This window comes from Streptomyces sp. NPDC050546, assembly GCF_044457425.1.
Classification (GTDB): Bacteria; Actinomycetota; Actinomycetes; order Streptomycetales; family Streptomycetaceae; genus Streptomyces.
Window position 1 is genome coordinate 62,271 of sequence record NZ_JBITGX010000029.1, and the last position, 19,729, is coordinate 81,999.

Annotated in this window: 18 protein-coding genes; 5 read left to right on the forward strand and 13 right to left on the reverse strand. The window is 72.7% G+C overall.

The window, feature by feature from the left end:
• Nucleotides 1–4 precede the first annotated feature (4 nt).
• Both ACIBK5_RS42315 and ACIBK5_RS42320 read right to left on the reverse strand, forming a co-directional pair.
• Nucleotides 5–1,009: a substrate-binding domain-containing protein gene (locus ACIBK5_RS42315; protein WP_399028622.1), complete on the reverse strand. Its 1,005-nt coding sequence runs from the start codon at nucleotides 1,007–1,009 to the stop codon at nucleotides 5–7.
• A 285-nt stretch (nucleotides 1,010–1,294) separates the two neighbouring features.
• Nucleotides 1,295–1,708: a VOC family protein gene (locus ACIBK5_RS42320; RefSeq protein WP_399028624.1), complete on the reverse strand. Its 414-nt coding sequence runs from the start codon at nucleotides 1,706–1,708 to the stop codon at nucleotides 1,295–1,297.
• A 185-nt stretch (nucleotides 1,709–1,893) separates the two neighbouring features.
• Between ACIBK5_RS42320 and ACIBK5_RS42325 the strand changes: the two genes are divergently transcribed.
• Nucleotides 1,894–2,757, forward strand: a complete 864-nt coding sequence (locus ACIBK5_RS42325; protein ID WP_399028626.1) for an aldo/keto reductase — start codon at nucleotides 1,894–1,896, stop codon at nucleotides 2,755–2,757.
• A gap of 6 nt (nucleotides 2,758–2,763) precedes the next feature.
• Here the strand turns inward: ACIBK5_RS42325 and ACIBK5_RS42330 are convergent, their stop codons facing one another.
• A complete protein-coding gene (locus ACIBK5_RS42330; RefSeq protein WP_358609388.1) occupies nucleotides 2,764–2,994 on the reverse strand; it encodes a hypothetical protein in 231 nt (76 codons plus the stop codon).
• Nucleotides 2,995–3,175: 181 nt separating this feature from the next.
• On the opposite strand from ACIBK5_RS42330, the gene ACIBK5_RS42335 reads away from it, so the two are divergent.
• Complete coding sequence (locus tag ACIBK5_RS42335) at nucleotides 3,176–4,897, forward strand: hypothetical protein (protein ID WP_399028628.1); 1,722 nt, start codon at nucleotides 3,176–3,178, stop codon at nucleotides 4,895–4,897.
• A 57-nt stretch (nucleotides 4,898–4,954) separates the two neighbouring features.
• Here the strand turns inward: ACIBK5_RS42335 and ACIBK5_RS42340 are convergent, their stop codons facing one another.
• The 6 genes from ACIBK5_RS42340 to ACIBK5_RS42365 all read right to left on the reverse strand — a co-directional run bounded on the left by ACIBK5_RS42340 (nucleotide 4,955) and on the right by ACIBK5_RS42365 (nucleotide 15,384).
• Complete coding sequence (locus ACIBK5_RS42340) at nucleotides 4,955–5,596, reverse strand: cutinase family protein (RefSeq protein WP_399028630.1); 642 nt, start codon at nucleotides 5,594–5,596, stop codon at nucleotides 4,955–4,957.
• Between the two features lie 149 nt (nucleotides 5,597–5,745).
• Nucleotides 5,746–6,963 carry a PucR family transcriptional regulator gene (locus ACIBK5_RS42345; protein WP_399028632.1) on the reverse strand — a complete coding sequence of 406 codons (1,218 nt, stop codon included), beginning with the start codon at nucleotides 6,961–6,963 and terminating at the stop codon, nucleotides 5,746–5,748.
• A 122-nt stretch (nucleotides 6,964–7,085) separates the two neighbouring features.
• Nucleotides 7,086–8,039, reverse strand: a complete 954-nt coding sequence (locus tag ACIBK5_RS42350; RefSeq protein WP_399028633.1) for an alpha/beta hydrolase — start codon at nucleotides 8,037–8,039, stop codon at nucleotides 7,086–7,088.
• A gap of 22 nt (nucleotides 8,040–8,061) precedes the next feature.
• On the reverse strand, nucleotides 8,062–12,036 hold the full coding sequence (locus ACIBK5_RS42355) for a beta-ketoacyl synthase N-terminal-like domain-containing protein (protein WP_399028635.1): 3,975 nt from the start codon (nucleotides 12,034–12,036) through the stop codon (nucleotides 8,062–8,064).
• Complete coding sequence (locus ACIBK5_RS42360; protein ID WP_399028637.1) at nucleotides 12,033–13,793, reverse strand: fatty acyl-AMP ligase; 1,761 nt, start codon at nucleotides 13,791–13,793, stop codon at nucleotides 12,033–12,035. The genes ACIBK5_RS42355 and ACIBK5_RS42360 overlap by 4 nt, the downstream gene beginning before the upstream one ends.
• Nucleotides 13,794–13,845: 52 nt before the next feature.
• The gene (locus ACIBK5_RS42365) at nucleotides 13,846–15,384 is read right to left on the reverse strand and encodes an acyl-CoA carboxylase subunit beta (RefSeq protein ID WP_399028639.1); all 1,539 of its coding nucleotides are present in this window, start codon (nucleotides 15,382–15,384) and stop codon (nucleotides 13,846–13,848) included.
• Between the two features lie 220 nt (nucleotides 15,385–15,604).
• Here ACIBK5_RS42365 and ACIBK5_RS42370 point away from each other — a divergent pair, with 220 nt between their 5' ends.
• A complete protein-coding gene (locus tag ACIBK5_RS42370) occupies nucleotides 15,605–15,856 on the forward strand; it encodes a DUF5133 domain-containing protein (protein ID WP_391106465.1) in 252 nt (83 codons plus the stop codon).
• A 44-nt stretch (nucleotides 15,857–15,900) separates the two neighbouring features.
• Here the strand turns inward: ACIBK5_RS42370 and ACIBK5_RS42375 are convergent, their stop codons facing one another.
• Nucleotides 15,901–16,872 (reverse strand): GlxA family transcriptional regulator, encoded by a 972-nt coding sequence (locus tag ACIBK5_RS42375; protein WP_399028642.1) that lies wholly within the window; start codon nucleotides 16,870–16,872, stop codon nucleotides 15,901–15,903.
• 188 nt (nucleotides 16,873–17,060) lie between these two features.
• Here ACIBK5_RS42375 and ACIBK5_RS42380 point away from each other — a divergent pair, with 188 nt between their 5' ends.
• Both ACIBK5_RS42380 and ACIBK5_RS42385 read left to right on the forward strand, forming a co-directional pair.
• Nucleotides 17,061–17,534, forward strand: a complete 474-nt coding sequence (locus tag ACIBK5_RS42380; protein ID WP_399028644.1) for a hypothetical protein — start codon at nucleotides 17,061–17,063, stop codon at nucleotides 17,532–17,534.
• Nucleotides 17,535–17,675: 141 nt separating this feature from the next.
• On the forward strand, nucleotides 17,676–17,879 hold the full coding sequence (locus tag ACIBK5_RS42385; RefSeq protein WP_399028647.1) for a hypothetical protein: 204 nt from the start codon (nucleotides 17,676–17,678) through the stop codon (nucleotides 17,877–17,879).
• A 58-nt stretch (nucleotides 17,880–17,937) separates the two neighbouring features.
• Here the strand turns inward: ACIBK5_RS42385 and tgmB are convergent, their stop codons facing one another.
• The 3 genes from tgmB to ACIBK5_RS42400 all read right to left on the reverse strand — a co-directional run bounded on the left by tgmB (nucleotide 17,938) and on the right by ACIBK5_RS42400 (nucleotide 19,571).
• Complete coding sequence (gene tgmB, locus ACIBK5_RS42390) at nucleotides 17,938–18,921, reverse strand: ATP-grasp ribosomal peptide maturase (RefSeq protein ID WP_399028648.1); 984 nt, start codon at nucleotides 18,919–18,921, stop codon at nucleotides 17,938–17,940.
• Nucleotides 18,922–18,936: 15 nt separating this feature from the next.
• Nucleotides 18,937–19,128: a putative ATP-grasp-modified RiPP gene (gene tgmA / locus ACIBK5_RS42395; protein WP_184586832.1), complete on the reverse strand. Its 192-nt coding sequence runs from the start codon at nucleotides 19,126–19,128 to the stop codon at nucleotides 18,937–18,939.
• A 131-nt stretch (nucleotides 19,129–19,259) separates the two neighbouring features.
• Nucleotides 19,260–19,571: a YkvA family protein gene (locus ACIBK5_RS42400; protein ID WP_399028651.1), complete on the reverse strand. Its 312-nt coding sequence runs from the start codon at nucleotides 19,569–19,571 to the stop codon at nucleotides 19,260–19,262.
• Between the last annotated feature and the right edge of the window lie 158 nt (nucleotides 19,572–19,729).

The window sequence follows — 19,729 nt, forward strand, 5'->3', positions numbered from 1 at the left end:
CGCTCTAGCGCGTCCCCTTCTTCGCGAACTCCGCGATGGTGTCGGCGTTGTCCTTCGTGATGAACGCGGGCCCGGTGAGTACGGGAGCCGTGCCGCCGCCGCTGAAGTTGCCGTTCGTCCTGTACAGCCACAGTGCGTCGACGGCGAGGTAGCCCTGGAGGTAGGGCTGCTGGTCGACGGCGAACTCGATGTCGCCGCCCTGGACGGCGGTGACGACGTCCTTGTTGAGGTCGAAGGTGGCGACCTCGGCCTCGCTGCCCGCGTCCCGTACCGACTGCACGGCGGTCAGGGCGATCGGGGCGCCGAGCGTGACCACCTGGTCGATGGTGGAGCCCTTCTGGAGCTTGGCGGTCAGGGTCGACTTCACGGAGGGCATGTCGGCGCCGTTGACGTACAGGTTCTCCGTGGTGCCCTTGAAGCCCTTCTTCAGGCCGGCGCAGCGCGCCTCCAGCGCGACCTGGCCCTGTTCCTGGATCACGCAGACGGCGTGCTTGGCGCCCAGCTGGTTGAGGCGCTCGCCGAAGGCCTGACCGGCGATGTTCTCGTCCTGGCCGAAGTACTCGAGCATGCCGAGTTCCTTCCAGTTGTCCAGGCCGGAGTTGAAGCCGACGACGGGGATGCCGGCCGCCTTGGCCTTGGCCACCGCGCCCTTCATGGCGTCCGGCTTGGCCGCGGTGAGCGCGATGCCGTCGACCTTCTGGTCGATCGCGTTCTGCACCAGGTTGGCCTGGTTGCCCGCGACGGGGTCGCTGGAGTAGACGAGCTTGATGTTGTCCTTCGCGGCAGCGGCCTGCGCGCCCTTGCGGATCAGGTCCCAGAAGGTGTCGCCGGGCGCCGCGTGGGTGACCATGGCGACGGTCATCCGCGGGGTGGTGGCCTTGCCGGCCGCGGCGTCGGTGCCCCCGGTCTCGGACTGCTTCCCGCCGGAGCCGCTGGAGCAGCCGGCGGCGAGCAGCGCGCCCACGAGGGCGGCGGCGGTCAGGGCTGCGGATCTGTGGTGTCTGCGCATGTCGGGTGCACCTCACTGTGCGGGGAGAGGGGAGCCGCGCGGTCCGGGGGCTGCGGACCTATGGCTGCCTGGAGCGCGTTACTAGCGCGCTCTAGTGGCAGGTACTATGCGGGCGCCTTCTGGGGATGTCAACAGCTTTGTCAGGACGTACCAACAAAACCCGCGAGGCGGGCCTGTGAAGCTCGCCCCAGGCGCAGCAGAGCCGCCCGTGCGCGCCGGCAGTGGAACGGCGCGGACGGGCGGCTCCGGCGGCGGACGGTCCTGGACCGTCCCGGCGGGCTCCGCTCAGTTCCCGGGTCCGCCGATGTTGACCATCCACGGGGTGCCGAAGCGGTCCGTGCACATGCCGAACTCGTCGCCCCACATCTGCTTCTCCAGCGGCACCGACACCGAGCCGCCCGCGGACAGCTTCTCCCAGTAGCCGCGCAGCTCGGCGTCGTCGTCGCCGCTCAGGCTCACGGAGAAGGGGTTGCCCGGCGCGGACTCCATGCCCGGCGGGTTGTCGGCGCCCATCAGGGTGAAGCCGCTGGTGGTCTCCAGCATGCCGTGCATGATCTTGTCGGCGTTCGGGGCGTCCGCCTGGCCGAAGTCGCCGTAGCTGTTGAGGGTGAGGTTGCCGCCGAAGACCTCCTTGTAGAACTCCATCGCCTGCCGGGCTTCGCCGTTGAAGGTGAGGTACGGATTGAGGCGCGTGACCATGTGAACCTCCCGGAGGGGCAAAAGGGTCATTTGCGCGCAGCGTAGCGCCGGGCACTGACATCGGCTCGCCGAGCGCGGCGCGCGGAGGGCGGGGGAGCGGTGTGCGAGGCGGGCCCCGGAGGCCGGAGCGGACGCCAACCGACTTGCTAGCGTTGGCCCTTGAGCAGAGGGGGACGGAGAGGCTCATGACATCGACCACCTTCCGCATCGGCGGGGATCTGGCCGTACGCCGGCTCGGCTTCGGAGCCATGCACCTGCCGACCGAGCCCGAGCCGGACCGGGAGAACGCCCTCGCGGTCGCCCGGCGGGCCGTGGAGCTGGGCGTCACCCTGATCGACACGGCCCACCTGTACGGCGAGGGAGCCAACGAGGAGCTGCTCGCCGAGGCGCTGCACCCCTACCCGGAGGGGCTGCTGATCACCACCAAGGTCGGTGTCGCGCGTACCGGCCCGGGAGGCGAGTGGAAGTTCGACGGGCGGCCCGGGATCCTGCGCGACCAGGTCGAGCAGGCCCTGCGCCGGCTGCGGGTCGAGCGGATCGAACTGCTCCAGCTGCACCGCATCGACCCCGACACTCCTCTCGCCGACCAGCTCGGCACGTTGCGGGAGCTTCAGACCGAGGGCCTGGTCGGACGGATCGGGCTGTCGGAGGTCACCGTCGCCGAGCTGGCCGAGGCCCGGGAGATCGTCGACGTCGTGAGCGTGCAGAACCGCTACAACCTGCTCGACCGCGAGCACGAGCCCGTTCTCGCGGCGTGTGCGGCGGCCGGTATCGCCTTCCTGCCGTGGCGGCCCGTCGCGTGGGGGAAGACCGGGGCCGAGGCGGAGATCGCCGCCGTGGCGGCCGAGCTCGGGGCCACGCCCACACAGGTCGCGCTCGCCTGGCTCCTCGACCGTGCGCCGGTCGTCCTGCCGATCCCCGGCACGGCCCGGATCGAGCACCTGGAGGAGAACCTCGCCGCGGCGGCTCTCGACCTGACACCCGCCCAGCGCGACCGTCTCGACGGGCTGGCCGAGGCCGGGTCGGACAACGATCCGGGGCAGGCCTGAGCAGGCTCACGCCTCGTCGGACGCCCCGTTGTTCCAGTCGTACGGGCCGCCGCCCTGCCACTCGATCAGCTCGGTGTCGTCGACGGCCGTGTCGGCCGTGGGCAGGCCCTCGCGGTGCAGCAGGTCCAGTACGTCGAAGAGGCTGTAGGCGACGCCCATGCGCTCGCCGTGGATGGTCACCAGTCGTCCGCCGTCCGTCGCGGGCGGCTGCACGACCACAGGGGGTTGACCGTCCATAGCCCCACCATGCTCCCGAAACGGCCGGTCCGCAGCTCGGTGACGTCCAGAAGCGGTACGGAGCCCCTCTCGCGCCGGGCCCGGGTGCGCGCTGTGCGCCGGTGACAAGCCGCCGTCCGGAAGCTGAGTTCTCATCAGCACTCCCTGAGAGCGGTGGTGCCACCGCCCTAGCGTCCGTGGCATGGACATGAACCTTACGCACAGAGGGAAGTGGCGCGGTGCCGCGCTCGCGGTACTGCTGACCGCCGGGACACTCACGGCCGCCGCCCCGGGTGCCCGGGCCGACGGGGCGCGGACCGAGACGCCGGTCGCGTCGACCTCCCCCGTCACCGGGGTGACCGAGTCCGTCGTACGGGTGAAGGTGCCGCTGCCGGAGTCGGCCGGGCCTCGTCCGGCCGCGTGTGACTGGCTGTCGTATCTGCGCTACCGCTCGGCCGAAGGGCCCGCCGAGCCGGCCGGCGCGGACCGGATCCTCATCGCCCAGCCCGGCATCCTGGAAGGAGCCGGGGCGTTCGACAGCGTCGCCCGCAACACCGTCACCAGGGCCGCCGAGCAGGGTGCGCACATCGAGTTCTGGGCACTGGACCGCCGCTCCAACTGCCTGGAGGACCGCACCGGCATCGCCTCCGGCGACCAGCACAGCGCCGTCGACTACTACTACCGGGGCAAGCAGGTCGACGGCCGGACCTTCGGCGGCTACGCGGACAACGCACAACTGGGCTGGATGGCGAAGCTCGGGATCGAGCAGACCGTCCGGGACCAGTACGACCTGCTCACGGCCGAGTTGCCCGACCAGGCGCAGCGCAAGCGGAAGGTGCTGTGCGGCGGGCACTCGCTGGGCGGGGTCGTCACCGGGTACTTCGCCGCCGCCGACTTCGACGGAAACCGGGCCACCACGACCGACGCCGGGTACAACCAGTGCGCCGGCTACTTCGCCCTCGACACGACCGTCTCCACCTCGCTCGCCGACCTCAGCGGGGGCCTGCCCGACGACACCAACCTGCCCGACATCGGCCTCGGCCACGGCGTGGTCCAGGCCGGACTGGACAGCGGACTGCTGTCGCGCACCCTGTCCGCGCCGGTGCTGCTCAATCCCGAGACCATGACGCTGCTCGGCATCGCCGGCCTCGGCGCCCTCAAGGACCTGGAGGGCGAGGCCGACCTGCCCCGCTATCTGCCGTCCAACCTCAACGTCGAGGCCACCAACCGCTTCCTGTTCGCCAAGGACACCGCCGCGTTCCTCAGCGGTACGCCGTCCGTGAAGGACTTCCGGCTCACCAACGGGGCGGTGCTCGGGGCGCTGCTGGACGACAACTCCGTACCGCTGGCGTTCCTGCAGACCAGCGTCGGCTTCTTCGACGGCGGGCCCATCGCCGACAAGAGCTTCCCCGTCGCCAACGGCGGTGCGGGGCAGCCCGGTCTGTACGGCACCGCGTACAAGGCCATCCCGGACCGTCCGCAGGGTCCGCTCTACACCTGGCGGAACTACGACCGCGTCGGCGATCCCGACGACCCGGGCCACCGGTCGTCCGACGGCACCCCGTTCACCGGTGCGGGCGAGGAGGTCACCGACATCCGGCAGCTGGCCCGCAGCCTCGCCGAGCAGCCGCTGGACTTCACCGAGCAGTACTTCCCGACCAAGCTGGTCACGGACATCCAGCTGGGCACCTCGCCGCAGGTGAAGAAGCTCGTCGTCCATCCGGGCGGGCTCACCGCCAACCCGGTGCTCACGGTCCTCGCCGGTGAGGGACTGCTGGCCGGCCGGGTGCCGCCCGAGCTGCATCCCGTGGTCGCCGACGGCTACCAGCACCTGGACGTGCTGACCGCCGCGCCCGCGCAGAACGACGGTGAGCCCGAGGTGGTCTCCACCAGCCTCGCCGGGTTCGCCAGGTCACCCCGTTAGACACCGGAACGGGGCCCGGGAGGACATCCTCCCGGGCCCCTTGGTGTGCTGCCGGGACTAGAGCCTGCCCGCGGCGAACGTGGCGGCCGCGTCGGCGTCGTCGCGGTAGCTCAGATGCGCCCCGACGTCACCCCCGCCGTTCTCGCAGACGGGGTCGCCCTGGGCGCAGAGGTCCAGGGTGCGGCTCTGGTAGGTGCCGGTGACGCTCTTGCCGAGGGCCCGGATCGGGTTGCCGAACAGCAGCACGGCGGAGACCTTCGGCTCGACCGCGGCGGGCAGCGTGGCCACGATGGGGCTGCCGACCACCGCGCCCGCGCTGCTGATGCCGATCGAGTTGTCGACGACGTTCGCGCCCTGCGAATAGCCGACGAGAACGAACTTCTGGTTCGGGCAGGCCGCGGCCTGGCTCCTCACATGGTTCACCAGATCCAGATTGCCCTGCGCCGCGGACGTCGGGGAGAGGTCGGCGGGGTAATTCACCTTGTAGCCGGTCACGCTTTTGCCCGCTGCTTTCTTCTGCAGCGCGGAAAGCACCGGGTCGCCGACGATGAAGCCGAGCGTCCCGGGCTCGAAGGTGCCGCGCGCCGAGACGAGCTCCACGTCGGAGCAGGCCGCGGCCGAGGCCGGGGGAGCCGAGAGGGTGGCGAGCCCGGCCCCGCCGACCAGCGAGAGCGCGGCTAGACACAAACGGATACGCATGGGGGATCCTCCGCGTGTGAGGCGCGTGAAGCGCCTGCGAAAAAGGACGGCCCGAACGTATTCGCTTTCCCTCACCGGGAGTTATGGACGGGATTATGGAATCCCCGCTGTTTTTTGTCGCCTGTTGAGTACGCCGCTGAATGCGGGAGTCAGTTCTGCCGTGTGTGCAGGGACTCCGCGCGCAACGCGAGGATGAGATCGAGGCGGGTGTCCGGATCGTGCAGGGCGTCCCCGAAGAGCTTCTCCAGCTGGCGCAGGCGGTAGCGGACCGTCTGCGGATGGATGTGCAGCCGTGCGGCGACGTCCGGCACGTTGCTGCCGCTGAGCAGCCAGGCCAGCAGGGTCTCGGCGAGCCGGTCGCGCTGCCCCGCCGAGACCGTGTCCAGCGGCGCGAGAACCCGCGTCTGGAGCCGCTCGAGCAGCGGCTCGTCGCCGTACAGCAGCAGGGTCGACAGATGGTCGGAGCAGTGCTCCACGCCCTGGCGGGGCAGGATGCCACGTCCCATCAGCCCGAGCGCCCGGGTGGCCAGGCGCAGCGACCGCGCGGCCTCCGTGACCGCTACCGTCGGGCCGATCGCGGCGGGCCGGCCGCGCAGGGCGAGTGTGAACGCCCGGCCGAAGCGGCCCGAGCCGTCCGGATCGGGCACCAGCATGCGCGGCGGCCGGGACTCCATGTCCACCAGCGCGCCCGCCGCCGCCAGCGGCCGGTCCTCCTCCCGCCGGTCCGGCGCCGCCGCCAGCGCCACCACGGCGACCGTCCGGGGCACCGGCCAGCGTGCGCCGTGGGCCAGGTCCTGCACGGCCTCCAGTGCCACCGGGCCGTCCTCCAGCAGCAGGTCCAGCAACCGCCTGCGGCGCCGCTCCAACTCGTCGGTGCCGCGCAGCTGGGCCTCCGCGTAACCGGCCGCGGCAGCCTGGGCGACCTCGTGCACGGTCCGGAACGCCAGCTCACCGAGCGCGGCGACGGCAGCGGAGTCGAGGCCGATCTGCTCCGCCGTGGACCCCATCAGCCGCCAGGCGTGCAGCCCGCCCACCCGCAGCGCGGACTGCAACGCGTCCAGGCTGCGGCCCTCCAGGGCCTCGCCGCGCCCGAGTTCGTAGTACGTCGCGGCGATCGCGCCTCCGTCGTCGCGCGGGTCGGCGATGTGGTCGACGAACAGGGTGAGCGCCTGCACCACCCCGGACCGCAGGTTCTTGCGGTACGTCCCGCCGGCGGGCAGCGCGTACTCGGGCACCTGACGGCAGACCTCCTCCTCCACCAGGTCGGCGACGGAGGCCAGTTGGGCGCGCAGCAGCTCCGCGAGCTCGGGCGGCACCGGCGGCGTGCCGGGGCGTTCCGGCACGCCGTGCGGGGTGGGCACGGCCATCACGGACACTCCTTTCGACCGGAAACGGCTCACCCGCGGGCTGTTGCCGGTGGGACGAGTGGGAAGTCCAGTGTTGGACGGACGTCCCCTCCGCTCCGTTCCGTGCCCCGACGGCGCCTCCGTCACTCCGGCACGCCCAGCGCACGGGCGAGGACCGGCCACGAGGCTGTGAACTCCGGCTTCCAGTGAGCCCAGTCGTGTCCGCCTCCCCCGTAGAAGTGCGTGGTGGCCGGGACACCCATGAGGGCCAGCGTGCGGGCGAAACCCTGGGTCGAGGGCCACAGGGCGCTCTCCAGGATCCCGGGCAGCGGATCGCCGCCGCCGCCCACCCCACTGCCCTGCGAGATGTACAGGGCGGTGCCGCGCAGCCCGGTGGCGCGGGCGCGCGGGTTGAAGTCCCGCCAGGTCAGGAGGTTGAACACCGGATTGCCCCACAGGGACGCGGCCGGCAGGTTCTCCCGGGCCACGATGGCGTCCATGATGGCGGGAACACCGGGGGCGGTGGTGTCGAGGATGCCGCTGTAGGACGCCGCTGCCCTGAACGCCCCGGGATGGCGGGCCGCGTGGGCCATCGCGCCGTAGCCGCCGGTGGAGACCCCGGCGACCGCCCGTACGCCGGAGGCCCGGTAGTCCCGGGCGAGCAGCGCCGGCACCTCCTTCATCTGGAAGGTCTCGTAGTCGGGGCCGCCGCGCCAGACGCTGGGGATGCCGGTGGGGCCCGCGTCCGGCATCGCCACGATCAGGTCGCGGCCCTCGGTGAAGGCTTCGATGTCCGTCTCGCGGGTCCAGGACGTGTAGTCGTCGTGGGCACCGTGCAGCAGGTACAGCACGGGGTAGGTCCGCCCCGGCTGCGAGCCGAAACCCGACGGCAGGATCAGCCGGACCGGTGCGCTGCGGCCGAGCGCGGCCGAGGCCACGGACACGTCGAGGGTGCGCGGTCCGAGCCGGGTGGCCGCCCCGGCACGGGCCGTGCCGCTCGCGGCCCCGAGCAGCACGGCGAGGCCGGCGGCGGCCGTCGCTCTGGCGACGGTGCGCCGGGACACTCCGGCGGCGGGCTTCGGCGACAGGTCGGACATGGCGGCTCCTCGGGTTCCGGTTTCAGGGGGCCCGCTCGGCGAGCACCCTGCTCAGGTGGGCGGCGATCTCGTCGACGTGCGGCGGGTCGAGCAGCGACAGATGGTGACCGGGCACCGGCACGACCTCCAGGCGCGGGCACACCTCGTCCCAGCCCAGCGCCTCGTCGTCCCGCTCGTACGCCGGGTCGCGCACGGTGTGCGGCGCGGGCTCGGCGGCCCGGTAGAGCACGACCGGCCCGTCATGGCCGCCGGGCCGGTGCGACTCCCCGATGCCCAGGTCCAGATAGGAGGCCCGCTGGTGCTCCAGCGCGGCGGCCGGCACGTCGGCGGCCTCGCGCAGCACCCGCAGCACGGTGTCGATACGGGAGCTGTCGTCGTCCATGGCCACCAGGTCGTCGTACGGCAACTCCAGCCGCACACCGTAGGTGCCGGCGACGTGACGGGCGAAGCCCTCGAAATGTGCCCGGATCCGATCGGCCCGAGTCAGTCCCGGCAGGGGGAGAGGCCGTACGGAGTCGATGAGCACGACCAGCAGCACCTCCCGCCCGGCGGCGGTCAGCTGCCGCGCGGTCTCCTGGGCGACGAAACCGCCGAAGGACCAGCCGCCCAGCACACAGGGCCCGCCGGGGTGAGCGGCGTTGATCGCCTCGGCGTAGCGCCGCGCCTTCTCCGGCACGGTCCGGGCCTCCTCGATCCGCTCCAGCCCGTACACCGGCTGGTCGTCCCCGAGCCGTTCGGCGAGCGCGCGGTAGACGGCGACCGGGCCGCCGGCGGCGTGGACGAGGAACAGCGGGGGCCGCGAACCGGTGGCACGCAGCGGGCGCAGCGGGGTGTCCTCGCGCGGGAGGGCCTGCCGGATCCGGTCGGCGGCATCCTCGACGGTGACGGCGGCGAACAGGTCACGCAGGGGCAGGGCGATGCCGAACTCGCGCTCCACCGCGGTACGGACACGGACGGCCATCAGAGAGTCCAGGCCCAGGCCGGCCAGGGCGGTACCCGGAGTGACTCGGGCGGGCGCGTGGCCGGTGACGGCGGCGATGTGGTGGGTCAGCCGTGCCAGGACCGAAGAGGGCTCGGCGACTTCGGCGGGTGGTTCCTCCGCGACCGGCTCGGGGTGTGCCCGGCCGTCCGTCCACCAGTGCCGTATGTGCCGCCAGCGGGGAACGGGCAGGTCGACGACCCGGCCGGGCGGCACGGGCAGCCGCTGTCCCGCGACGTACAGGGCACCGAGCTGTCCCGCGAACGCCTCCGAACCGTCGGCGTCCCGCCGCAGGGTGGCCAGGGCGAGGGCGCCGGGCACGGTGTCGGCGACGGCCCCCGGCAGAACCGGATGGGGCGAGATCTCGACGAACGCCGTGTGGCCGTCGGCCGCCGCCGAGGCGAGCGCCCGGTCCAGACGCACGGGCCGCCGCAGGTTGGCCGCCCAGTGGTCCGCGTCGAACACGCAGTCGCCGCGCGGGTCGTCGAGGACGGTGGAGTAGACGGGGACACGCGGCGGCCGCCCCCGGATGCCGGACAGCGCGTCGACGAGCTCCGGCAGCAGCGGGTCCACTTGGGGCGAGTGCCCGGCACCGACGACCCGCATGGCCCGCGCCGCCCGGCCCTGCCCCTCCAGACCGCGCACGAGCCCGGCCACCGCCGCTTCCTCTCCCGTGACGACCTTCTGCCGGGGCGAGGAGTGCACGGCGACATGCACACCCGGGAAGTCCCGCTCCAGGGAGTCAAGTTCGGCGTCGTCCAGGTCCACCACGGCCATCGCGCCGCCGCTCAGCCCGCTCAGCAGCCGGGCCCGTACGGCGATGACCCGCGCCCCGTCCGCCACGTCCAGCGCGCCCGCGCACACGGCCGCCGCGACCTCGCCCATGGAGTGGCCGATCACCGCGGCGGGCTCCACGCCGTACGAACGCCACAGCTCGGCGAGTGCCAACTGCAACCCGAACAGGACGGGTTGGGCGACCTCCAGGCGGTCGAGACCGGCGCCGGACGACAGGTGGTCGTACAGGGACAGGCCGCACTCCGGGGCGAGGTGCGGGTCGAGTTTCTCGACGGCGGCGGCGAACGCGGGTTCCTCGGCCAGCAGCCGGCGTCCCATGCCGGGCCACTGGCTGCCGTAGCCGGAGAAGACCCACACCGTGCCGTGCCCGAGGCGGTCGCGGTCACCGGTCACCAGCCGCGCGTCCGGATCTCCTGTCGCCAACGCCCCGAGTGCGTCGGCGAGTTCGGCCCGGTCCCGGGCGACCACGGCGGCCCGTACGGGGCCCCGGCTCGTGCGCCCCGCCAGGGTCCGGGCCACGTCGGCGGGGTGCGCGGCGCTGTCGCGCAGCCAGTCGGCCAGTCTGCCCGCCGTGTCGCCCAGGCGCTCGGTGTCGAGGTCCGAGAGCAGGTGCAGTCGGGCCGCCGGTTCCTCGGCCGGCCGGGCCGGGACCAGGCCGGGCGGCCCTTCCTCCAGCACCACATGCGCGTTGGTGCCGCCGAAGCCGAACCCGGAGACCCCCGCGACAGCGGTGCCGCCGTAGCGCGGCCAGGGCTCCGGCTCGGTCACGACCCGCAGCCGGTCGTCGGTGAGGGAACTGCCCCGCGCACAGTGCAGCGAGGGCGGGATGCTGTCGTGATGCAGGGCCAGCACGGTCTTCACCAGGCCCGCGATGCCCGCGGCCGACTCCAGATGCCCGAGGTTGCCCTTGACGGAACCGAGCAGCAGCGGCTGGTCCGGGTCGCGGTCCGCGCCGAGCACCGCGCCGAGCGAGCCCGCCTCGATCGGGTCGCCCAACGGGGTGCCGGTGCCGTGTGCCTCGACGTAGTCGACGTGCGCCGCGGCGAGCCCCGCCCGGGTGTACGCGCTCCGCAGCAGCGCCTGCTGCGCGGCCGGGTTGGGTGCCATCAGGCCGTTCGAGCGGCCGTCGGAGTTGACGGCGGTGGCCCGGATGACGGCCAGGACCCGGTCGCCGTCCCGCTCGGCGTCGGACAGCCGCTTGAGGATCACCGCCGCGCAGCCCTCGCCGCGCCCGATGCCGTCCGCCGCCGCCGAGAACGGCTTGCACCGCCCGTCCGGTGCGAGGGCCCCCGCGCGCCGGAAAGCGACCGAGACCGCCGGTGACAGCAGCAGGTTGACCCCCGCGGCGATCGCCGTGTCGCTCTCGCCCGTGCGCAGGCTGACACAGGCGTGGTGCACGGCGACCAGCGAGGACGAACAGGCAGTGTCGACGGCCATGCTCGGACCCCGGGTGTCCAGGACGTAGGAGAGCCGCCCGGCGGCGACGCTCAGGGCACCCCCGGCCGGCGCCCAGGGATCGACGGCGGCCGGGTCGGCGCCGGTGAGCTGCCCGTACTCGGGGGCGGAGACACCGACGAACACGCCGGTGGCGGTGCCGGCCAGTGACCCGGCCGGTACGGCGGCGTGGTCGAGCGCCTCGTGCACGACCTCCAGCAGAATCCGCTGCTGGGGGTCCATCACGGCGGCCTCGCGCGGGGTGATGCGGAAGAAGTCCGCGTCGAACCCGGCGATGTCGTCGAGGTAGCCGCCGTACGGGTGCGCGTCCGCGGGCGGAAAGGCGGTGAAGTCGCGCCAGCGGTCCTCCGGGACACGCCGGATCGCGTCGACGCCCTCGCCGAGCAGCCGCCAGTAGCCGTCCGGGCCGTGCACCCCGCCCGGCAGCCGGCAGCCGAGCCCGACGACCGCGACCGGCTCGGCCGTACCGCTCGGCAGTCCGGCTCGCGCGACCTGCGCGGCGTCCGATCCCGAGACCTGCGGGGCTCCCGCGCCGCACAGCCGCGCCACCAGCGCCTCCCCGGTCGGCGTCTCCCACAGCAGGGTCGTCGGCAGTTCCCGCCCCGTGGCCCGGGACAGCTCACCGGCCAGGGACACCGCGTCCCGTGAGGACATGCCTAGGTCGGCAAGGGGCCGGTCCATGGGGACGGACTCGGGTGACGTGCCGCACCAGACCGCCAACCGTTCGGCGATGAGCCGGCGCAGCGCGCCCTCGTCGACGGGCCTCATCCCGCGGCACCCGCCGCCGCCCGGGCCCGGCCGCCGTACGCGCCCTCCAGGTACCGGGTCCGGGTCAGTGCCCGCGACACCTTCCCGCTGGAGGTACGCGGCACCGTACCCGGCGGCACCAGGACCACGTCCGCGAGCCGCAGCCCGTGCCGGGCGGAGACGGCGCCGCGCACGGCACGCACCACCGCCGGCACGTCGAGCTCGGCGAGGCGCGCGGTGCGCGCGTGCTCCGCCACGACCACCACCCCCTCACCGGCGCCGCCCGGCACGGCGAACGCCGCGAGCCGGTCCCGGCGCACCGCCGGGTCCGCGTCCTGGGCGGTCGCCTCGACGTCCTGCGGATAGTGGTTGCGGCCGTCCACGATGATCAGGTCCTTCAGCCGCCCCGTGACGACCAGCTGTCCCTCCAGCACCGTCCCCAGATCGCCCGTCCGCAGCCAGCCGCCCGGACCGGCCGCGGCGTCCGCGAACTCGGCGCCGAACACCTCCCGCGACCCCCGGTTCCAGTAGCCGCGTCCCACGTTCGGCCCCTGCACCCAGATCTCTCCGACCTCACCCTCCGACAGCAGGGCCCGCGTGACCGGGTCGGCTACCCGGACCCGCTGCCCCGCCGGGGTGCCACAGCCCGCCAGCAGCACGGCCCGGGGATCGTCCGTCCGCGCGGGCAGGGCCTTCCCGGCCGCCAGGGCGTCACGGTCGAGCGCGAACCGGGTGAGCGGTTCACCCGGCCGGGCCGCGCAGACGAACACGGTGGCCTCGGCCAGGCCGTACGACGGGCAGTGCGTCTCCGGCGCCAGGCCCTGGGCGGCGAACGCCGCGTGGAAACGGTCGGCCGTGCCCGGGCGGACCGGCTCGCTGCCGTTGATCAGCGCGGTGACCCTGTCGAGCCGCAGCCCCTCCTTCTGCTCGGCGGTCACGGTCGCGACGCAGTAGTCGTAGGCGAAGTTGGGCGCGGCGCTCACTACGTTCGGATGCGCGGCGAGCAGCCGCAGCCAGCGCACCGGCTCGTGCAGGAACGCCGCCGGGTCCATGAGGACCGACAGGAGCCCGCGGGTCACCGGGGCCGCGATGCTGAGCACCAGCCCCATGTCGTGGTAGAGCGGCAGCCAGCCCACGCAGGTCAGCGGGCCGGCGTCGACACCGTAGGCGGTCAGCGCCTGACGGGCGTTGGCGACGACGTTGCCGTGGCTGATCTCCACGCCGGCCGGGGCGCGGGTCGAACCCGAGGTGTACTGGAGATAGGCCGTCGCCTCGGCGTCCGGCGGGACGGGTCGCCAGTCGCGGGCGGGGTCGTCGGGCACCTGGTCCGCCAGGACGATCCGCGGCCCGTCGGCTCCGAGGAAGTCCCGCACCTCGTCCTGGACCCGGCTCGTGGTCACGACCACCGAGGGCCGGGCATCCGCCAGCACACCCGCCAGCCGGTCCGCGTGCCCGGGCAGGTCCGGCGGATACAGCGGTACGGCGACCAGCCCCGCGGCCAGGGCCGCGAGGAAGGCGGTCACGTACTCCGTGCCCTGCGGACAGAGCAGTGCGACCCGGTCCCCGGGCCCGGCCCGCTCGGCGAGGCGCGCGGCCAGCGCCCGCACCCGCACGTCCAGGCGGCGCCAGGTCAGAGTGCGGTGGACGCCGCGCGAGTGCTGTGCCGGATGCTCGACAAACGTGAACGCCCGGCGGTCCGGGGTGGTTTCGGCCCAGTGCCACACGTACTCCGGCAGCGTCGGGCACGCGGGCGCGAGCGGGGGGCGGCGGCTGTCCATCAGGCGGGGCTCCTCACGGCGCGGATCGGCGAACGAGTCGAAAAGGGCGAGGTCAGAGCGGGATGTTGCCGTGCCGGCGTTCCGGCATCGGCGCGCGTTTGCCGCGCAGGGCGCGCAGCGCACGGCAGACCTGCTCCCGGGTCTCGCGCGGCGCGATGACGGCGTCGACATAGCCGCGCTCGGCGGCGAGATACGGAGTGCCGTGGGTGCGCTCGTACACGGCGAGAAGGCGGGCACGCAGCGCCTCCGGGTCGTCGGCCGCGGCGAGTTCGCGCCGGTGCAGCACGCCCACGGCCCCCTCGGCGCCCATGACGGCGATACGGGCGGTGGGCCAGGCGAGGTTGACGTCGGCCCCCAGATGCTTGGAGCCCATCACCGCGTATCCGCCGCCGTACGCCTTGCGCACCACCACCGTGACCTTGGGCACCGTCGCCTCGGCGTAGGCGTACAGCAGCTTCGCGCCGCGCCGGATGATCCCGGCCTGCTCCTGCCGCACCCCGGACAGATACCCGGGCACGTCGGCGAAGGTCAGCAGTGGGATGCCGAACGCGTCGCAGAACCGTACGAACCGCGCCGCCTTCTCCGACGCGTCGATGTCGAGGACACCGGCGGCACGCAGCGGCTGGTTGGCGACGACGCCCACCGAGCGGCCCTCGACCCGGGCCAGGGCGCAGATGATGTTCGGCGCGAACAGCTCCTGCACCTGGAGCAGTTCACCGTCGTCGACGACCGCGTGCAGGATGTCCCGCATGTCGTAGGCCTCGCCGAGCCGGTCCGGGACGACCTCGTCGAGCGCGGCCCCGGGCGGAGCGTGCCCCGGCGCGTACTCCGGGGGCCGTTCCAGGTTGTTGGCCGGGAGGTACGACAGCAGGTCGCGCACGGTGTCGAGGGCGTCCTCCTCGTCGACGGCCAGGAAGTGGGCGTTGCCGTTGACGGTGTTGCTGGTGCGGGCGCCGCCCAGCTCCTCGGCGGTGGTGCGCTCGCCGGTGACCGTCTCGATGACGTCGGGGCCGGTGACGAACATGTGCGAGGCGCCGTCCACCATCACCGTGAAGTCGGTGATCGCAGGGGAGTAGGCAGCACCGCCCGCGCACGGCCCCAGGACGACCGAGAGCTGCGGGATCACCCCGGACGCCTTGACGTTGCGGCGCACCAGCTCGGCGTAGAGGGCGAGGGCGGCGACACCCTCCTGGATGCGGGCGCCGCCGGAGTCGTTCAGGCCGATCACCGGGCAGCCGGTCTTCAGGGCGAGGTCCATCAGGGCCACGGTCTTCTCCCCGAAGGCCTCGCCCATGCTGCCGCCGAACACCGTGGAGTCCTGGGCGAACACGCACACCTGGCGGCCGTCGACCGTGCCGTACCCGGTGACCACCCCGTCGCCGTAGGGGCGGCGGGCGTCCTGCCCGGCGGGCCGGGCCCGTACGAACAGGCCCGTCTCGGTGAAGGAGTCCTTGTCCACGAGCCGTTCGATCCGCTCGCGGGCCGAGAACTCCCCGCGTCTGCGCGGCCCGCCCGGGGCCACCGCCCGGTCCCGGCGTGATGCCAGGCCGGCGACGCGTTCCGCGGTGCTCCCGCTCACCTCTGTGCTCACAACCACCTCCGGAGGGGCTCTCGACTATGGCAGTGAGGCGGGAGGTGCCGGGCGAATCACCGTTCTGTGTGGGGGAGTTGAGTCCTTCGACAAGGGGTTTCATCCCCCGGTGACAACAGACCGATCAATTCCAGTCATTTCCACCCTGCGTGAGTAAAACATGTGAATGATTCCGCGTGGTTCGGGCATACGGAGCGAAAAACAGAGAGAGGGGCGCTACGTGCTCGTACCGGACCACAAGGTCGTCAGGGAGTTGCTGACGCGGTACGCGTCGCTGAGGATCGCTCAGGCGGAGAGGCACGTGCCGACGGCGGCACGCCAGCTTGAGGACGTCAGCTACACGCTGTGCGTGATGATGGGGACGTCCGTCATCCACGACGCCATCGCCAAGGCCGACGCCCTGCTGCTCACCAAGGGGCGGTCCGAGGCCGCGGAGGCGGACGGGGAGAACGGTTTGACGCTGGTCGGCTGACATCGTGTGAGGCCCGGCACACGGCCGGGTACCGCCCCGGTGGCCTATGGACGGGCCGCCGGGGCGTTCGACTTCCCGTGGAACGCCGTGCGGTACGCGTACGGCGTGGTGCCCACCACCTTGCGGAACCGCTCCCGGAACGCCGTCGGCGAGCCGAACCCCGCCTGGCGCGCTATCCGTTCCACCGAGTGGTCCGTGTTCTCCAGCAGGTACTGGGCGCGCCGCACCCGCGCCCGCAACAGCCACTGCAACGGTGTGGTGCCGGTCTGCTCGCGGAAGCGGCGGCTGAAGGTCCGCTCGCTCATCCCCGCGCGCGTCGCCAGGGTGCCCAGCGTCACCTCGTGCGCGAGATGGTCCTCGACCCACTCCAGCAGCGGCTCGAACGCCGACCCCCGAGGCACCGGCGGGTGCTCGTGCACGATGAACTGGGCCTGCCCGCCCTCCCGTTCCAGCGGCATCACCGACATCCGGGCGATGTTTGCCGCCACGGCCGATCCCAGATCCCGCCGGATCATGTGCAGGCACAGATCCAGCGCCGCCGCCGCACCGGCCGAGGTGAGGATCTGCCCGTTGTCCACGTACAGCACGTCCGGCTCCACCTCGACCGCCGGAAACCGCCGCGCCAGTTCACCGGCGGCCACCCAGTGCGTGGTGGCGCGCAGGCCGTCCAGCAGCCCGGCCTCCGCCAGCACGAACGCGCCCACGCACACGGACGCGATCCTGGTGCCGGACTCGGCCGCCCTCCGCAGCGCCGCCAGCACCCGGGCGGAGGGCGGCGCGGCGTCGGGGGCGCAGCCCGGCACGATGACGGTGTCGGCCTCCGCCAGAGCGTCGAGCCCCTGCTCGATGCGCAGGGTGAAGCCGCCGTCCGCGCGCACCTCAGGCGTCTCGGCGCACAACCGGACCCGGTAGGCGGGACGCCCGTCCGGCATATGGGTCCAGGCGAACGTCTGCTGGGGCGCCGCCATGTCGAACGGCACCACTCGGTCGAGAACCAGGATCGCCACGGAGTGCATGCCCGTCACCCTAGGTGGGTTCCCGCCAGCGGTATGACCCGGGGACAGGGTGGCGCGTGAGGGGAGGGCGCAGGTCGGACGAGTTGGCGAGAACCCGTTGGAAGCTGTCGTTCCAGCCCATGGGAGATCACGTCCCGGCTCCCTAACGTGAGCCCGGCATCGTCGACCGCGTCGTGGAAAGAGTCCTGGTGACCAAGATCCTGCTGTCCCTCCATGTGCTGGCCGCCATCGTCGCCATCGGTCCCGTGACCGTAGCGGCCAGCATGTTCCCGCCGGCGGCGCGTCGTGCGGCCGCCGCGCTCGGAGAGGCCCCCGGCTCCTCGTCGGTCGGCACGGTCGCGCTGCTGCACCGCATCTGCCGCGTCTACTCCGGGGTCGGACTGACCGTGCCGGTCCTGGGGCTCGCCACCGGTGCCGCGATGGGTGTCCTGGGCAGCGGATGGCTCGTCACCTCCATCGCCCTGACCGCGGCCGCGGCCGGGATCCTGGCCGCCTTCGTGCTGCCCCGCCAGGAAGAACTCCTTGACCGGCTGAACGGCGAAGGGGCCGTCGATCACCGGAACACCGCGCGACTCGCCATGTTCACCGGCGTCTTCAACCTCCTGTGGGCGACGGTCACCGTCCTCATGATCGTCCGGCCGGGGTCCACCACGGGAGCGTGAGAGTCCCGCCACTTCACCTGGCACAGATGTCCGTTCTGCGTCAAGTCATCCCAGGGAATTCACACTCCGGGATACCGGGCCGCCTAGACTTCTCAGTCTTGCCCCCGCACGGGGACGACGAGCAGAAAGGCACGTTGCCGGGTGTTCCAGGATTCCCCCATCTACGACCGACTCATCGCGGAGTGCGGCGATGTGCCCACACAGGTTCGCCGCGAGGCCGAACGCGTGAGCAGGGAACTGGAGCTGGTCATGCGGCCCTCACAGTCCCCCGGCTACGACCGCCCGCAGGCCCCCGGCACGGGCTGGCAGCGCACGGCCATGCTCCCCGCCCCCCGGCAGCCGTGAGCCGGGAGGCCATGGGCGTGAGACGGTCCGGGACCGGCCCGTGGCCGGGCCCGGGTGCTCAACGGACCGTGGTGCTCGAGCCGTTGACATGCGGCGACTCCTCGGGGACCGGGCGGGCCAGCCACTCGGCGATGGTGCGCGCGATCGGCTGACCCGTCTCCACCTCGACGAACCCGAACTGCCCCGACTGGTTGCACTCGAGGAACCACCAGGTCCCGTCCGCGTCCTCGACGAAGTCGAAGGCGCCGTAAGCCAGTTCGGCTTCCCGCAGGTACGCCTGGACACCCGCCGCGATGCACGACGGCACATCGGTGGGCCGCCACGGCGAGCCGGGTGCGGCGAAGCGCACGTCGACATCGTCCGGGTCCGCGTCCGCGGCGGTCGCCTTGCGGGCGGCCAACGGCTGCTCACCGACGACGGTGAGACGGATGTCCGCCCGCTTGGCGACCCGCCGCTGCAGCAGCGTCGGCCCGAACGCGACGGCGGAGAAGTCCGTGTCGGGCGCGACCCGGCTGGTCGGCACCGCCCGGGGCGGGTCCTGCGGATGCGCGCCCGACACCGGCTTGACCACCAGGTCCGGGTAGCGCTCGGCGAACTCGCGGGCGGCCCGCGGGAAGGTCGTGATCAGCGTCGCGGGCACGGGCAGGCCGCACCGCTGGGCGAGGCGCAGCTGCCACGGCTTGTGCCGGGCCCGGCGGGCCGCGTCCGGGTGGTTCATCCAGCGCGCGTCCGAGCCCCGCAGCATGCCGTAGAGCGCCTGAGCGGCCTCCTCGGTCAGCCACGCGGACGGCTGGGCCGCCCGCCCGGCCGGAGTGCCGGGCCGGCGCACCCAGACCGAGCGCAGTCCCCCGATGCTCACCAGCCGCCCCCCGGCGGACAGATGGCCACGGAAACGGCCGTGTACGAACTCACCGGAGAGCGCGACACCGCCGGTCAGGTCGGCGGGATCGATCCGGACCACCGGAACCCCCGTCGCGTTCAGGTGTACGACCACCATGTCCGCGGTCACGTCCTCCTCACAGGTGAGGATCAGTACGGTCATCTTCGGCGGCCGCGGTCAGTCGTCGAAGTGGGTCTTGGAGCCTGCGGTGGACGTCGTGGTGCCCACCTCTCTCAACAGGCCGAAGTCGCTGGCCGCGATTCGGCCGTCGAGGAGCACGTTCAACTGCAGTCCGGTGTCGTACACATACGGAATAGCAGCTTCCAACTCCACTGCCGGGCGCGCGTAGTTGAGCGCGAACGGTTGCATCGTCTCTCCCTCGTCGGTACTGCGCCGACCAAGCGTTGGTCATTGGGCGCGGCCCCCCGGCCGCTCGCTTGTTTCGGCTTCCAGAGACTTATACGAATCGAACGGGTGGTTGGTTTCCTTACTCTCCGTAGTTATTTCGCGGGTTCCTGGTCAGCCCGGCGTGTCGGCCTGCGATCCCGCTCGCCGAGGGAGCCACGGACGGTACGCAGAGCGAGCAGCAGCACACCGATGTCGTCGAGGTACACCGGGTCGGGCAGCACGTCGGCGGGCAGGACGAAATAGACAACCGCGCCCCAGAAGACCCAGCGCGGCCCCGTGGGCAGGCCCGCGCTCCGCAGATCGCGCCGGGTCCGGACCAGTCTCAGGAAGACGCGGACGGCGAGGACGAGGACAAGGGCCGCGAGAATCGCGGCCAGGATGATCACCGTTGTGGTCGTATCCACGGGTTGCCCTCCTCCTGGCGTGCCGCGACACGGGGTGTCCCTACCTGGATTCCCCTTTCCGGCGGCTGTATTGCGGCCGGGGCCCGACATGTCGGCGAGTCGGCGGATTTTCCCGTGCGGGTGGTCATCCCGGTGGCTCACACGAGTGGCACGGGGTG

Bases quoted from the DNA above. Each gene is read 5' to 3' on its own strand.
- ACIBK5_RS42315 (WP_399028622.1), bottom strand. From the start codon at position 1,009: ATGCGCAGACACCACAGATCCGCAGCCCTGACCGCCGCCGCCCTCGTG.
- ACIBK5_RS42320 (WP_399028624.1), bottom strand. From the start codon at position 1,708: ATGGTCACGCGCCTCAATCCGTACCTCACCTTCAACGGCGAAGCCCGG.
- ACIBK5_RS42325 (WP_399028626.1), top strand. From the start codon at position 1,894: ATGACATCGACCACCTTCCGCATCGGCGGGGATCTGGCCGTACGCCGG.
- ACIBK5_RS42330 (WP_358609388.1), bottom strand. From the start codon at position 2,994: ATGGACGGTCAACCCCCTGTGGTCGTGCAGCCGCCCGCGACGGACGGC.
- ACIBK5_RS42335 (WP_399028628.1), top strand. From the start codon at position 3,176: ATGGACATGAACCTTACGCACAGAGGGAAGTGGCGCGGTGCCGCGCTC.
- ACIBK5_RS42340 (WP_399028630.1), bottom strand. From the start codon at position 5,596: ATGCGTATCCGTTTGTGTCTAGCCGCGCTCTCGCTGGTCGGCGGGGCC.
- ACIBK5_RS42345 (WP_399028632.1), bottom strand. From the start codon at position 6,963: ATGGCCGTGCCCACCCCGCACGGCGTGCCGGAACGCCCCGGCACGCCG.
- ACIBK5_RS42350 (WP_399028633.1), bottom strand. From the start codon at position 8,039: ATGTCCGACCTGTCGCCGAAGCCCGCCGCCGGAGTGTCCCGGCGCACC.
- ACIBK5_RS42355 (WP_399028635.1), bottom strand. From the start codon at position 12,036: ATGAGGCCCGTCGACGAGGGCGCGCTGCGCCGGCTCATCGCCGAACGG.
- ACIBK5_RS42360 (WP_399028637.1), bottom strand. From the start codon at position 13,793: ATGGACAGCCGCCGCCCCCCGCTCGCGCCCGCGTGCCCGACGCTGCCG.
- ACIBK5_RS42375 (WP_399028642.1), bottom strand. From the start codon at position 16,872: ATGCACTCCGTGGCGATCCTGGTTCTCGACCGAGTGGTGCCGTTCGAC.
- tgmB (WP_399028648.1), bottom strand. From the start codon at position 18,921: ATGACCGTACTGATCCTCACCTGTGAGGAGGACGTGACCGCGGACATG.
- tgmA (WP_184586832.1), bottom strand. From the start codon at position 19,128: ATGCAACCGTTCGCGCTCAACTACGCGCGCCCGGCAGTGGAGTTGGAA.